Annotated in this window: 13 protein-coding genes; 11 read left to right on the top strand and 2 right to left on the bottom strand. The window is 36.2% G+C overall.

From position 1 onward, the window contains the following. Positions 1–33: 33 nt before the first annotated feature. A complete protein-coding gene (locus HMPREF1208_RS06470) occupies positions 34–1104 on the bottom strand; it encodes a nitric oxide synthase oxygenase (protein WP_016425540.1) in 1071 nt (356 codons plus the stop codon). A gap of 423 nt (positions 1105–1527) precedes the next feature. Here HMPREF1208_RS06470 and HMPREF1208_RS06465 point away from each other — a divergent pair, with 423 nt between their 5' ends. The 10 genes from HMPREF1208_RS06465 to HMPREF1208_RS06420 all read left to right on the top strand — a co-directional run bounded on the left by HMPREF1208_RS06465 (position 1528) and on the right by HMPREF1208_RS06420 (position 13096). Next, on the top strand, positions 1528–3003 hold the full coding sequence (locus HMPREF1208_RS06465; RefSeq protein ID WP_016425539.1) for a nicotinate phosphoribosyltransferase: 1476 nt from the start codon (positions 1528–1530) through the stop codon (positions 3001–3003). Beyond that, on the top strand, positions 2996–3817 hold the full coding sequence (nadE, locus tag HMPREF1208_RS06460; RefSeq protein ID WP_037559307.1) for an ammonia-dependent NAD(+) synthetase: 822 nt from the start codon (positions 2996–2998) through the stop codon (positions 3815–3817). The genes HMPREF1208_RS06465 and nadE overlap by 8 nt, the downstream gene beginning before the upstream one ends. A gap of 66 nt (positions 3818–3883) precedes the next feature. After that, on the top strand, positions 3884–4453 hold the full coding sequence (locus HMPREF1208_RS06455) for a DUF2179 domain-containing protein (RefSeq protein ID WP_016425537.1): 570 nt from the start codon (positions 3884–3886) through the stop codon (positions 4451–4453). Further along, positions 4443–4622, top strand: coding sequence for an NETI motif-containing protein (locus HMPREF1208_RS06450; protein ID WP_016425536.1), 180 nt, complete (start codon positions 4443–4445; stop codon positions 4620–4622). Before HMPREF1208_RS06455 ends, HMPREF1208_RS06450 begins: the two co-directional genes overlap by 11 nt. A gap of 364 nt (positions 4623–4986) precedes the next feature. Continuing rightward, positions 4987–6282, top strand: a complete 1296-nt coding sequence (gene purB, locus HMPREF1208_RS06445) for an adenylosuccinate lyase (protein ID WP_016425535.1) — start codon at positions 4987–4989, stop codon at positions 6280–6282. 66 nt (positions 6283–6348) lie between these two features. Continuing rightward, entirely contained in the window at positions 6349–6651 is a 303-nt protein-coding gene (locus HMPREF1208_RS06440; RefSeq protein ID WP_016425534.1) for a YerC/YecD family TrpR-related protein, read from the top strand. Between the two features lie 336 nt (positions 6652–6987). Continuing rightward, the gene (locus HMPREF1208_RS06435) at positions 6988–7677 is read left to right on the top strand and encodes a heptaprenylglyceryl phosphate synthase (RefSeq protein WP_016425533.1); all 690 of its coding nucleotides are present in this window, start codon (positions 6988–6990) and stop codon (positions 7675–7677) included. After that, positions 7677–9869, top strand: a complete 2193-nt coding sequence (gene pcrA / locus HMPREF1208_RS06430; protein WP_016425532.1) for a DNA helicase PcrA — start codon at positions 7677–7679, stop codon at positions 9867–9869. The genes HMPREF1208_RS06435 and pcrA overlap by 1 nt, the downstream gene beginning before the upstream one ends. A gap of 3 nt (positions 9870–9872) precedes the next feature. Further along, the gene (ligA, locus tag HMPREF1208_RS06425) at positions 9873–11876 is read left to right on the top strand and encodes an NAD-dependent DNA ligase LigA (protein ID WP_016425531.1); all 2004 of its coding nucleotides are present in this window, start codon (positions 9873–9875) and stop codon (positions 11874–11876) included. Between the two features lie 11 nt (positions 11877–11887). Beyond that, entirely contained in the window at positions 11888–13096 is a 1209-nt protein-coding gene (locus HMPREF1208_RS06420) for a CamS family sex pheromone protein (RefSeq protein ID WP_016425530.1), read from the top strand. Positions 13097–13317: 221 nt separating this feature from the next. Here the strand turns inward: HMPREF1208_RS06420 and putP are convergent, their stop codons facing one another. Beyond that, the gene (gene putP, locus HMPREF1208_RS06415) at positions 13318–14868 is read right to left on the bottom strand and encodes a sodium/proline symporter PutP (protein WP_016425529.1); all 1551 of its coding nucleotides are present in this window, start codon (positions 14866–14868) and stop codon (positions 13318–13320) included. A gap of 356 nt (positions 14869–15224) precedes the next feature. Between putP and gatC the strand changes: the two genes are divergently transcribed. After that, positions 15225–15527, top strand: a complete 303-nt coding sequence (gatC, locus tag HMPREF1208_RS06410; protein WP_016425528.1) for an Asp-tRNA(Asn)/Glu-tRNA(Gln) amidotransferase subunit GatC — start codon at positions 15225–15227, stop codon at positions 15525–15527.

The raw sequence follows: 15527 nt of genomic DNA, 5'->3' as shown, positions 1-15527 counted from the left end.
CTTACCGATATTTGTACTTTATTGTACACGAATTTAGTGAAATGGACACCCAGATGATGACGATTTTTTATAAAAAAAGTTAGGGACTCTTATCTCATTTTGATAACCATGATGATAATTTGAAGTTAAAGTTGGAGATAATGGGGGTGCTAACCATGACCATTTTCCTGTTACAGTTCGTCCTTGTTGTTGTTCGGCTTGTTCAAATTTTTCAAATTGCTTAGCTGCAGTTAAATGGTCAACCATAGAAACGCCTGCATTTTTAAAAGATTGGTAGACAGCATCATTGATTTCAACTAACACCCGATCTTTATTAAAAGAAGTGTTTCGTAAATTAGAAAATCCCATGGCTGTGGCAAATTTTTCTAATAAGTTATAACGATAACTGTCTGTGAAATTTCTAACTGCAATTTCATTCACCATATACCAACCATTGAATGGTGCAGTTGGATAAGTAATCCCACCAATTTTTAAATCCATATTTGATATAATCGGTACCGCATACCATTTTATACCTAACTCAGCAACTTTAGGGAATTGTGTATGACTAATAGGAACCTCTAAGATTAAGTCACTAGGATATTCATAATATTTAATTTTTTGACCCGGTAATTGATATATTAAAGGTAATACATCAAAATCTGTATGCTCACCTGACCATCCGAGATGTTGGGCGAGTTGCGTGATTTCTTTTTCAGATGGATCTCCCTTATCTTCATAGCCCGCATAACGAATCAATTGATTATTAAATATTTTTGGGCCTTCAACGTCAGATTGCGCATAAATTGTAATATAAGGTTTAATACGGCCATGATTCGTCGCTGTAGAAATGTGCGAACAAATCGAATTTATAAATGATGCTTCATCTTTAATATGACGCGCGTCTTCAACGATTAAACTCTCCCAAAAAAGACGACCAATACAACGATTTGAGTTGCGCCATGCCACACGGGCACCATATGTTAATTCTTCTGAAGTATGTGTATAAGTCCCCGTCTCATTAATGGATGCTGCAATTTCCTCTAAACGGCGATCACGCGCTTGTATTGGTAAATTTAATTCTTCATACATTTGTTTAATAAATGCTTGTGCTTCTTTTAACATATGCCCACCTCAATGGATATTATAATGAATTTATATGATGTCGTGACACGTTTAGCTGAATTGTCACAATTTTGTATCAGTTGAACGTGTTAATTTATAATATGGCTTCTTACTCACTCACTTTATCATGCTTTTGAATCTGGTTCGAACTTGTCGAACTTTTAATTTGAATGTGATACACCCAATGCCCATCTCAAGCCGATTTCCTTAACTTTTTAACTGAACCTATTATATGAGCGCACATTCGATCACGTTCATTAATTAAATGATATGAAAGTACTATATTTGTTGGAATGGAAGCCCGAGCCTTTTAAATAGACCAAATTCCACAGAATTGCAGTGTCGAATAAAGAATCCCACGATATTGTGTGATATTATAGGTATGATAAAAACGATTGTTAAAGGAGAAGTGGGAGTAACATCATGTATCAATATAAAGATGATAGTTTAATGTTGCACAACGATTTGTATCAAATCAATATGGCTGAATCTTATTGGTTTGATGGCATTCATGAACGTAAAGCAGTTTTTGATTTATATTTTAGAAATATGCCATTTGGGAGTGGCTATGCTGTTTTTAATGGATTACGTCGTGTCATTGAATTCATAGAAAACTTACATTTTTCTGAATCAGATATGGCTTATTTAAAGTCCATTGGTTATCAAGATGACTTTTTGAGCTATTTAAAAGAATTAAAATTTACGGGTAATATCCGTTCAATGCAAGAGGGTGAGCTTTGTTTCAGTAATGAACCCCTCATGCGTATAGAAGCACCTCTTATTCAAGCACAACTTATTGAAACGGCGCTATTAAATATTATCAATTTCCAGACGTTAATCGCTTCTAAAGCAAGTTTAATTAAACAAGTTGCGGTAGACGACGTTTTAATGGAATTTGGGACAAGACGTGCACATGAATTTGATGCTGCGGTTTGGGGTGCGAGAGCAGCTATTATTGGTGGTTTTGATTCAACAAGTAATGTCCGTGCAGGAAAATTATTTAATATACCGGTCTCTGGTACACATGCGCATGCATTTGTACAAACTTATGGCGATGAATACACAGCTTTCAAGAAATACGCTGAAAGACATAAAAATTGTGTCTTCCTCGTTGATACATTCCATACGTTAAAATCAGGCGTACCAAATGCGATTAGAGTCGCTAAGGAACTCGGTGATCAAATTAACTTTATCGGCATTCGACTGGATTCTGGTGACATTGCTTATTTATCGAAAGAAGCTCGTAAAATGCTCGATGAAGCTGGTTTTAAAGATGCTAAAATTATTGCTTCAAATGACTTAGATGAGCAAACGATTGCTAGTTTAAAAGCTCAAGGTGCTGCAGTAGATTCTTGGGGTGTGGGTACTAAATTAATTACGGGCTACCAACAACCTGCTTTAGGCGCAGTTTATAAAATGGTTGCGGTTGAAGATGCTAATGGCCAGCTTGTGGATCGCATCAAATTATCAAACAATGCTGAAAAAGTAACGACACCAGGCAAAAAGAAAGTTTATCGTATCATTAATACGAAAAACAATAAATCTGAAGGGGATTATATTACTTTAGACCACGAAGACCCAAATCAAGAAGAACGGCTTAAAATGTTTCATCCTATTCATACGTATAAAATGAAGCGTATTAAGCATTTTAAAGCGATTGATTTGCACCATGATATATTTAAAGAAGGGCAACTTGTCTATGACTGTCCGTCAGAATTAGAAGCAAAAGCCTATTTGAAAAACAATTTAAATTATCTATGGGAAGAAAATAAACGCTATTTAAATCCTGAAGAATATCCAGTTGATTTGAGTACCTTATGTTGGGAAAATAAGCAAAAACGTATATTTGAAGTGGCTGAAAATGTGAAGGAGATGGAAGACCGTTATGACTATGAGTAAAATGCAGTCTATCATTGTAGATGAAATGAAGGTGAAACCTGTCATTGATAGTGCTGAAACGATTAAGGAAATTAAACATTTCATAGAACAATATGTTCAATCACATCCATTTGTGCGCACGTTAGTGTTAGGCATCTCTGGAGGGCAAGATTCTACATTAACTGGAAAACTTCTTCAACTTGTAGCAGAAGAAATGCGGGCAAACTCTGGAAGAGATATTCAATTTGTTGCAGTGAAATTACCGTATGGCGTTCAAAAAGATGCCGATGAAGTTGAAGATGCACTCAACTTTATTGCGCCTGACCGTATTATCACTGTGAATATTAAACCAGCTGTCGACCAAAGTGTTGAAACGTTAAAACAAGCCGGTATCAATTTGACTGATTTTCAAAAAGGAAATGAAAAAGCACGTGAACGTATGAAAGCACAGTATGCGATTGCTGCAAATTTATCTGGTATTGTTGTCGGTACAGACCACTCAGCTGAAAATATTACTGGCTTTTTTACGAAACACGGTGATGGTGCAGCTGATATTGCGCCACTTTTCGGTCTTAATAAACGACAAGGTCGTCAACTCTTAGCGTATTTGAACGCGCCAGCACATTTATATGAAAAACAGCCGACTGCAGATTTAGAAGATGACAAGCCACAATTGCCAGATGAAGAGGCGCTGGGTGTCACTTATCATGCAATCGATGATTATTTAGAAGGAAAAACAGTTCGCCCTGAAGAAGCGGCTATCATTGAACAACATTATATAAAAAATGCACATAAACGTGAATTGGCTTACACACGTTATACGTGGCCTAAATAAATGTAATGACAAAATAATGTGAACTTGATACAATGAGCTAGATTTTATTATGAAAAGAGGTTGCGTATGAGTGTAATCAATGATAATCCTTGGATGATGCTCATCTCGATATTCGCCATCAACGTCGCTTATGTGACAGCATTAACAATGCGAATGATATTAACACTTAAAGGTTATCGTTATATCGCAGCTGTTGTCAGCTTTGTAGAAGTACTTGTTTATGTCATTGGTTTAGGAATGGTAATGTCAAATTTAGATCAATTTCAAAACGTGATCGCTTATGCACTCGGTTTTTCTGTTGGTATAATCGTTGGTATGAAAATTGAAGAAAAGTTGGCACTTGGCTATTCTGTAGTGAATGTGACCACAGCAGATTATGAGTTAGATTTACCAAGACAACTCCGTGATTTAGGTTATGGCGTCACGCATTTTGGCGCACATGGTCGTGATGGTGACCGCTTAGTCATGCAAATTTTAACGCCACGTCGCTATGAATTAAAACTGATGGATACCATTAAACAACTGGATCCAAAAGCATTTATTATTGCATATGAGCCACGTAATATCCATGGTGGATTTTGGGTTAAAGGCGTTAGAAGTAAAAAAGTAAAGGCGTATGATACAGATGAAATTTAAAGTGGAAGCGGATGAAACGATTCAAGATTGTTTAGCTAGAATGAGAGCAGCTGGCTATATGCCGGTCAAGCGTTTTGAAAAGCCTGTATTTAAAGAAAATGCAAATGGCGAGATTGAAGTGTTAAGACAAGAAATAGAATTTACAGGTAAGAAAATAGAGCGTCATTAGAATTAAAAAATAAAAATGTAAGAAAATGAGTTGAGATGTGATGTCGTCTTGACTCATTTTTCTTTGCTTTAAATGTCTACGCTTGTCGGGAATGGAGTCATAATAAGCTTTTTTGAGAACTTAAGAATCTTTTGTCCCATACATTAAATCAAAAAATCTGGTAATCCATCCTATATCGAAAGCGTACATTCGTGAACCGAAATAAATTATAGTTCGTGAATTAACCATTTTGAGCATGAGTATAATGTAAGATTAGCTATATTTATACTTGATTGCGAACGATAAATTTGTTTGAATAGACAATGTACATGATTTTTAGTTCTGATATAATGAAACTAAATTAGAAGATTGGAGTTTATATAAGATGATTGAACGTTATTCAAGAGAAGAAATGGCTCAAATTTGGACTGATCAAAACCGTTATGAGGCATGGTTAGAAGTTGAAATTCTTGCTAGTGAAGCTTGGAGTGAACTGGGTTACATTCCAAAAGATGAAGTTAAAAAAATTCGTCAACATGCGCGTGTAGATGTTGAACGAGCAAAAGAAATTGAGCAAGAAACACGCCATGATGTTGTTGCTTTTACAAGACAAGTTTCAGAAACTTTGGGTGAAGAACGCAAATGGGTTCATTATGGTCTAACTTCAACTGACGTGGTTGATACAGCATTAAGCTATCAAATCAAACAAGCGAATGACATTATCGAAAAGGACTTAGAACGTTTTATTGAAATTTTAGCAGCTAAAGCTAAAAAATATAAAACGACTTTGATGATGGGGCGTACGCATGGTGTTCATGCAGAACCGACTACATTCGGTTTGAAAATGGCGCTATGGTATGCGGAAATGGAACGTAATTTAGAACGCTTCAAACGTGTAAGAACAGAAATAGAAGTCGGTAAAATGAGTGGTGCAGTCGGTACTTTTGCGAATATCCCACCTGAAATTGAAGCATACGTTTGTAAACATTTAGGAATTGGAACAGCGCCAATCTCTACACAAACATTGCAACGTGATCGTCACGCATACTATATTGCAACATTAAGTTTAATTGCAACTTCTCTTGAAAAATTTGCTGTCGAAGTGCGTAACCTACAAAAAACAGAAACACGTGAGGTTGAAGAATCATTTGCAAAAGGTCAAAAAGGTTCTTCAGCAATGCCACATAAACGTAATCCAATCGGCTCTGAAAACATCACTGGTATTGCACGTGTTATTCGTGGTTACTTAACAACTGCATACGAAAACGTAGCTTTATGGCATGAACGTGATATTTCTCACTCTTCAGCTGAGCGCATTATGTTACCAGATGTTACAATAGCATTGGACTATGCCTTAAATCGTTTTGCAAATATTATTGACCGATTAACAGTTTATGAAGAAAATATGACTGCAAATATGAATAAAACATTCGGTTTAATTTACTCACAACGCGTCCTTTTAGCTTTAATCGATAAAGGAATGGTTCGTGAAGAAGCTTATGACCTTGTTCAACCAAAAGCGATGGAATCATGGGAAACAAAAACACCATTTAGAGAACTTGTAGAAGCAGATACGCGAATTACTGACAAGTTATCAAAAGAAGCTTTAGATGCTTGCTTTGACCCTAGACATCACCTCAATCAAGTTGATACAATATTTAAAAGAGTCGGCTTAGAGTAAATAAATGGCTCAAAAACGATTTAATTGGTTAAGTAGTGTTAGATTATATAAATAGGGGCTGTTTGCATGCAAATTGAAAAATTACGTGGAAAAGCATTAGATGAGTTGTTTGATGCGATTTTGACATTAGAAACACGAGAAGAATGTTATCAATTTTTCGACGATTTATGTACTGTCAATGAGTTACAATCTTTATCTCAAAGACTTCAAGTTGCCAAAATGATTAAGCAAGGTTATACCTATGCAACAATTGAAAAAGAATCTGGTGCTTCAACAGCTACAATTTCACGTGTGAAGCGCTCTTTACAGTGGGGCAATGATGCCTATACAATGATATTAGAGCGTATGAACATTGAAACAGAAATGTAAAGCACTAAAACACTATATTAATCATGCTCCTTACAGCATTTCCATTAATGGAAGTTGTAAGGAGTATTTTTAAGTGTGCACCATATTTTGTAGAGAAGCATTCATGCTATTTTTGATAAACGAGATCGTATTGCTCACCGTATACGGTCTCACTTTTTGTGAGCAGTGCTTTGCGGATAATCTGCAATTATGAATACATATATCAATGGGCTTTTCTCTATTCAAAAAGGGCTCAAAAAATGAATTGAAAAACAATATTGAAAAGATGATGAACTTTAGATATCAATAGTCAAAAGTGCTATAATATAAGTTACGAAAAATAAAGGAGTCAGGTTCATGTATGATATAAAAGAATGGCGTCACATTTTTAAACTTGATCCAGCGAAAGAGATTTCAGATGAAGATTTAGAGATGATTTGTATGTCGAATACAGACGCAATTATGATAGGTGGCACGGACCAAGTGACAGAAGATAATGTCATACATTTGATGAGTCGTGTGCGCCGTTACCCATTACCATTAGCATTAGAAATTTCAAATCTTGAGAGCACGATGCCAGGGTTTGATTTTTATTTTATACCTACTGTTTTGAACAGTAACGATGTGACATATCATAACGGCTTGCTACATCGTGCCTTAAAGGCGTATGGTCATATGATTAATTTTGATGAATTGATTTTTGAAGGTTATGTCGTGTTAAATCCGGATAGTCAAGTGAGTCGACATACGCAAGCATCGGCAAACTTGGATGAAGATGATGTGATTGCGTATGCTCAAATGGCTGAAAAACTGTACCGGTTGCCTATCCTTTATATCGAATATAGCGGTCAATATGGTGAACCTGAGATGGTACAAGCTGCCAAAGATGAATTAGAGCATACCCAACTCTTTTACGGTGGTGGGATTACCAATTTTGAAAAAGCGAAAGAAATGGCAGCGATTGCAGATACAATTATAGTGGGTAATGTTATCTATGAAGATATTAAAGCAGCAATTAAAACGACTAAAATAAAGGAGAGAACATAATGAATCCACTCGTAAAGAATATGAATAAAGAGCAGAGTGAAGCGGTAAGAACAACTGAAGGACCGCTTTTAATTATGGCAGGTGCGGGATCAGGTAAAACACGCGTATTAACACACCGCATAGCTTATTTACTAGATGAAAAAGATGTATCTCCTTACCACATTTTAGCCATCACATTTACAAATAAAGCAGCAAAAGAAATGAAAGAACGTGTTCAAGCGTTAGTGGGAGAAGCAGCAGAAGTTATTTGGATGTCGACTTTTCACTCGATGTGTGTACGTATTTTACGTCGAGATGCAGATCGAATAGGGATTGAACGAAATTTTACAATCATTGACCCCACTGATCAAAAATCAGTTATTAAAGATGTGTTAAAGGCGAATAATATTGATCCTAAAAAGTATGAGCCACGTATGTTTATTGGTGCAATTAGCCAATTAAAAAATGAATTGAAAACACCTGCACATGCGATGGAAGAGGCGAATGATTTTTATAGTCGAATGGTCGCTACGGTCTATGAAGGTTATCAAAAGCAACTGATTCGAAATCAAGCGTTAGATTTTGATGATTTAATTATGACCACAATTAAATTATTTGAGCGTGTTCCTGATGTGTTAGATTACTATCAAAACAAATTCCAATATATACATGTAGATGAGTATCAAGATACAAATAAAGCGCAATATACTTTAGTAAATTTAATTGCGCAAAAGTTTAAAAATTTATGTGTCGTGGGTGACTCAGACCAATCCATTTATGGTTGGCGTGGTGCAGATATACAAAATATTTTATCATTTGAAGAAGATTACCCAAATGCACGCACAATTTATCTTGAACAAAATTATCGTTCTACTAAAACCATCTTAACTGCAGCGAATGAAGTGATTCGAAACAACACTGAGCGTAAACCTAAAGGCTTGTGGACAGCTAACCAAGAAGGTGAAAAAATTCATTACTACGAAGCGGTAAGTGAAAGAGACGAGACTGAATTTGTTGTCAGAGAGATATTAAAGCAACAGAAAAAAGGGAAACAGTATAAAGACATCGCAGTTTTATACCGCACAAACGCCCAATCACGTGTGCTCGAAGAAACGTTTATGAAATCTAATGTCCCTTATGTCATGGTGGGTGGACAAAAGTTCTATGATCGGAAAGAAATCAAAGACCTTTTAAGTTATTTACGTCTTATCGCAAATAGTGCCGATGATATTAGTTTACAGCGCATTATCAACGTGCCAAAAAGAGGGATTGGTCCATCGTCTGTTGAAAAAATTGCCACTTATGCAGCTCAAAATGATATGAGTATGTTTGAAGCGCTCGCAGAGGTTGATTTTATCGGTTTATCTAAAAAGGTGACTCAAGCTGCTGCAACATTTTATGAAATGATGAGTCATTTAATGAAAGAGCAAGAGTTTCTCGAGATTACAGAATTAGTTGAAGAAGTGCTTGAAAAATCTGGATATCGTGAAATGTTGGAACGTGAACAAACGTTAGAAGCGAGAAGTCGATTGGAAAACATCGATGAATTTATGTCTGTTCCTCATGATTATGAAGAAAATACGCCGCTAGAAGAGCAATCATTAATTAACTTTTTAACAGATTTATCATTGGTTGCAGATGTGGATGAAGCCAACTTAGAAGATGGCGTTACTTTGATGACGATGCACTCAGCGAAAGGATTAGAGTTCCCAGTTGTATTTATTATTGGGATGGAAGAGTCAATATTTCCGCATATACGTGCAATCAAAAGTGAAGATGATCATGAAATGGAAGAAGAACGAAGAATCAGTTATGTGGCCATTACGCGAGCTGAAGAAGAGTTGTATTTATCCCATGCTTCATCTCGGACGTTATATGGACGACCACAAGCCAATCCAAGATCTCGCTTTTTGAACGAAATCCCAGAATCTCTGTTGAATCTCCCTGAACAACGTCAATCTACAACAATAGGATCACGTAAAAAGCCAGTTAAACGTGGATTTAGCCAGCGTACAGTTCAAAATCGTAACCAATCTGCTGTTTCATCAGATTGGAAAGTAGGAGATAAAGTGACGCATAAAACTTGGGGTGAAGGTATGGTGTCCAACGTAAATAATAAAAACGGTTCAGTTGAATTGGATATTATTTTTAAATCTGAAGGACCTAAACGTTTGTTAGCGCAATTTGCACCGATTTCAAAAAAGGAGGATTAAGGGATGACAAAACTAAAGCAACGTGTTGAAACTTTGCACCGATTGCTACATCAGTATAACTATGAATATCATGTTCAAGATAACCCAAGTGTCCCTGACAGTGAATATGATAAATTGTTGCACGAGCTTATTGATATTGAAGAAAATCATCCTGAACTAAAAACTTCTGATTCACCCACTGTCAGAGTAGGGGGACAAGCACAGTCATCATTTGAAAAAGTTCGTCATGATACGCCAATGTTGAGCTTATCGAACGCATTTAACGAAGCAGACTTAAAAAAGTTTGATCAACGAGTAAGAGATGCTGTCGGAGAAGTGGAATATATGTGTGAGCTGAAAATCGACGGTTTAGCTGTTTCCTTGAAATATGTCAATGGTAAATTTGTTCAAGGATTAACACGAGGCGACGGTACGACTGGAGAGGACATTACAGAGAATTTAAAAACGATTCAAGCTATTCCCTTAACTTTAAAAAAGAACATCTCTTTTGAAGTTAGAGGGGAAGCTTATATGCCACGAAAATCTTTCCTGAAGCTTAATGAGGCTAAATCAGAACGTGGTGAGCAACCATTTGCCAATCCACGAAATGCAGCCGCGGGTTCTTTACGTCAGTTAGATTCAAAATTAGCAGCTGCAAGAAAATTAGATATTTTCTTATACAGTATCAATGACTTTACAGAATTAGACGCAACAACTCAAAGTGAAGCGCTGGATGAATTGGACACTCTCGGTTTTAAAACCAACCCTGAGCGACGTAAAAAAGGGACAATGCAAGAGGTCATTGACTATATTCATTACTGGACAGAACAGCGTGAGCAATTAGCTTACGATATTGATGGCATCGTTATCAAAGTTAACAGTATCGATTATCAAGAGGAAATGGGTTTTACTCAAAAATCTCCTAGATGGGCGATTGCCTATAAATTTCCAGCTGAAGAAGTCATTACAGACCTATTAGATATTGAGCTGAGTATCGGGCGAACAGGCGTAGTGACGCCAACCGCAATTTTAGAGCCAGTACGTGTAGCTGGAACAACCGTTTCAAGAGCTTCTTTGCATAATGAAGATTTAATTCATGAAAAAGATATACGTATTGGTGACAGTGTTGTTGTGAAAAAAGCAGGAGATATTATCCCTGAAGTGGTGCGTGTGATATTTGATAGACGCACAGATGATGTAGTTAAATATCATATGCCGACACATTGCCCAAGTTGTGGCCATGAATTAGTGCGCATAGAAGGCGAAGTTGCACTGCGCTGTATTAATCCTAAGTGCCAAGCACAACTCGTTGAAGGGTTAATTCATTTTGTATCAAGACAAGCGATGAACATCGATGGTCTAGGTACGAAAATTATTGAACAACTGTATGAGCAACAGCTTATTAAAGACGTAGGTGATATTTTTTATCTGACAAAAGAAGATTTGTTGCCGTTAGAACGAATGGGTGAAAAGAAAGCGCAAAATTTACTTAATGCGATTGAAAAATCAAAAGAACAGTCGTTAGAACATTTATTGTTTGGTTTAGGGATTCGTCATTTGGGTGTAAAGGCGAGTCAAGTCATCGCAGAAAAGTACGAAACGATGGACCGATTATTTAAAGCAACAGAAGCAGAACTTGTTGCAATTTATGATGTGGGCGAAAAATTAGCACAGTCCCTGATTACTTACTTAGAAAATGATGATATTCGTGCACTCATTGAAAAGTTGAAGGCGAAAGATGTGAATATGACTTTTAAAGGTCAAAAACTATCTGAAATCGAGGGTCATCCAGAGTTTGCAGGTAAAACGATTGTTCTCACAGGTAAGTTACAACAAATGACAAGAACGGAAGCTTCTAATTGGTTGAAATTACAAGGTGCAAAAGTTACAAGTAGTGTTACAAAATCAACAGATTTAGTTATTGCAGGTGAAGATGCAGGGTCAAAATTAACAAAAGCAGAATCACTTGGTACAATGGTGTGGACGGAACAAGATTTTATAGAGAAACAATCCGAAATTAAAGCGTAAGGAGTTAGGCGATGAAAAAGTCAATTGTGCTTGTTTTAGGTTTATCGCTTGTGTTAACAGCGTGTTCACCTGTTAATGATAAAGATTCCAAATCTTCAAAGCAAAACACCGAATCTCAACAACAAGATCGAAATAAAGTGAAACAAATTGCGACTGATAAAGATGTTCAAGGAGACGATTATCGAACAATCCTTCCTTTTAAAGAAAGTCAAGCGCGTGGTCTTATTCAAGAAAATATGGCGAATAGCTATAATGGAGAAGATTTTGAAGATGGTCTGCTTGATATCAGTAAAACGGTCTATCCGACTGATGATTATCTTTATCAAGATGGTCAATATTTAGACAAAGATACCATTAAAGCCTATCTTAAGCCTAAATATACAAAAAAAGAATTGGATAAAATGAGCGATAAAGAAAAGAAAGAGAAAAATGCGACTGAAAATTTAGGTTTAAATCCTTCAGTAAATGGCGAAAGCGATGAAGAAAAAATCGCTAAAAATTCGCCAGCCTATCTCTCTAACATCCTAGAACAAGATTATTATGATAATGGTGATACAAAAGGTAATAATATTAAAGGTATGACAATAGGTCTTGCGATGAATAGTATTTATTACTATCAAAAAGAAAAATATGGTGAGACCTACAATGAAAAGTTAGACAAAAAAGAAGTTAAAGAAAAAGGACAAGAAATGGCTGAGGAAATTCTATCAAGACTGCGAGAAAATGAAGACTTGAAAGATATACCAATTACATTTGCTGTTTATATCCAGTCTGGGCAAGAAGACATTATACCCGGCCATTTTGTAAGTTATGCCACTTCAGAAGAAAATGGCTCTAAATTATCTGAATGGCAAAAATTAGATCAAAAAACGGTTTTACTACCTTCAGGGGATGCAGAAGATTTAAATGAAAATTTAAATGCAAACTTCAAAGACTTTAACAATAGTTTACAATCCTATTTTTCTAACTTTACACAAGCAGTTGGTAAAGCAGAATTTAAACATAAAAAAGTAAAAAAACTTGTAGTGGATTTACCTATTGACTATTATGGCAAGGCTGAGTTAATTGGTATTACACAATATGTAACACAATTGGCGGAAAAAGACTTCAAAGCAGTCGATAATTACGAAATCCATATTAAAGACGGAAGCGAATCCCGTGCACTTATTTCAAAAACAAAAGATGATAAATCGCCTCAAATTCATATTTATCAAAATTAACGGTTTGATGAGAACTCCTGAGGGAACAGGACGAGCCGAAGATTATAGGATGAGGTTGTTCTCTCGGAAAGCGAACGCATTCAATACGAAATTTTATTATAAAAAGGAAGCGCCAAGATGATTGTCTATTAATAATCATCTTAGCGCTTCCTCTTTATTTTGGGATTTATTTTCCAGATGCTTTTTATAGTGAATAGTGTGTGCAATGCAATCAAGCGTTATTAATGTGCTTTCGCTTCTTGAAGTTGACGTTTGACTTCGTTTAAGTCTTGTTCAACAAAATCTCCTGGTTTTTTCGTAACTTTAGAGACGAGTATTGTAACAATTAAACTTGCTAGAAAACCTGGAACGATTTCATATAAATTAAAGAAGTCATTGAACTTTCCATAAGGATGTGCAAAGACAATCCATAATATTACTGTGAGTGCACCAGCAATCATACCACTGATTGCGCCTGTTCGAGACAAGCCTTTCCAATAAAGAGATAAAATCATTAAAGGCCCAAATGCAGCACCAAAACCTGCCCACGCATTTCCTACTAAATTTAAAATCGTATCATTTGGTGTCCACGCAATTGCAATAGCAGCTAATGCTACAATGATTACTGAGATTCGACCAACTAAAACAAATTCTTTTTCGTGCTTTTCTGTATTTGCTTTGTCTTGACGAATGAGCTTGTAGAAATCCTCTGTTAATGAACTAGATGTGACGAGTAATTGTGATGAAATTGTGCTCATAATGGCTGCTAAAATAGCGGCTAACAAGAATCCGCCCACCAAAGGATGGAAGAGGACTTGGCTCATCAATATGAATAAAGTCTCAGGGTCTTTAATTGTGACACCTTGAGCCGGTACAAATGCGATTCCTAATAAACCAACAAATACGGCACCTAATAAACCGACAGCCATCCAGCTAATACCGATACGGCGTGTGAAGCGGAATAATTTAATAGAACGAATGGACATGAAACGAACGAGAATATGAGGTTGACCGAAGTAACCTAATCCCCAAGCAAAGAATGAAATAATACCAATCAAAGTTGTACCGCGGAATAAATCGAGGTTTGTCGGTTTCATCTCTGCGATGGAATGAAAAGTATCTAATCCGTTAAGTTTAAGTAAGACGACAATTGGGACCATAACCATTGCCACTAACATGATGACCCCTTGGAAGAAATCTGTAATTGAAACAGCAAGATAACCACCAAAGAAAGTATAGAGAATGACTATGACAGCGATAAGCACGAGGCCAGTATGATAATTTAGGCCAAACGCACTGTCGAATAACTTTCCTCCTGAAACAAGTCCAGCATGCGTATAAAGCGTAAAGAAAACTACAATAATTAAACCAGAAATAATTTTAATTAAATTGGATTGATCGTTTAATCGGTTTTTAAAAAAGTCTGGCAATGTAATTGCATCGCCTGCTAATTCAGTATGCACACGTAATCTTGGTGCAACGACTAAATAGTTAATATAAGCACCTAAAGTTAAACCGATGGCAAGCCACAACGCGGACAAACCTGTTGAGTACACTTCTCCCGGCAACCCCATAATCATCCAACCACTCATGTCGGATGCACCAGCAGACAATGCTGTGACCCACGGTCCAATATTTCTGCCACCTAACATGTATTCACTTAAGTTGCTTGTTGCTTGTTTGTATCCGTAGTAGCCAATACCAAGTAAGATGGCAAAATAGATGATAATCATAACGTAAGTTTGCCAATCTGGATTGACTTGGCTAGATAAAGTAGAACCAACTAAAAACATATGAATCCTCCCCTTTTGATTTAAGTGACATATGGTTTATTATACAGAATAAAAAATGAATGAACAGCAGTATTTCGCTTTTTAAGATAAAAACAATTTCGAAATATATAGGGAACAGTTGATGATGATGAATCGATGGTATTATTCATGTTTAAACAGTTTTAGCGGACGACTTGGAATCGACTAATTAAATCATTTGAATTTTGAACGGCCATAGCAAAAAAGGAGATGACTAAGAAAAAATCATATTAGCGGCCAGTAAAGGGTTTGATGAACTTTTAAATATTTTAGATTTTTAGCTTAGAATTTGGTACAATTTATAGATAAAAGAGTATTTTTAAGGAGGCTATATCATCATGGCTGAAATTACCAAAGACCAGGTTGCACATATTGCTAATCTTGCGCGTTTAAATGTGACTGAAGAAGAAACAAGTGATATGCAGCAAACATTAGAAGGTATTTTAAATTTTTGTCATCAAATTGATGCTGTCGATACAGAAAATGTGAAACCAACGCATCATGTATTAGATTTACAAAATGTTTTACGTGAAGACGTGGCAGGACAAGGGTTGCCACAAGAAAAAGTATTGAGTAATGCCAAAGAAGTTGAGGCTGGGCAATTTAAAGTACCGGCAGTTATGAATGGGGAGGACGCATAA

Source organism: Staphylococcus sp. HGB0015, assembly GCF_000411275.1.
In the GTDB taxonomy this organism is placed as follows: Bacteria; Bacillota; Bacilli; order Staphylococcales; family Staphylococcaceae; genus Staphylococcus; species Staphylococcus schleiferi.
This window is presented reverse-complemented; position numbering and strand designations above follow the sequence as displayed.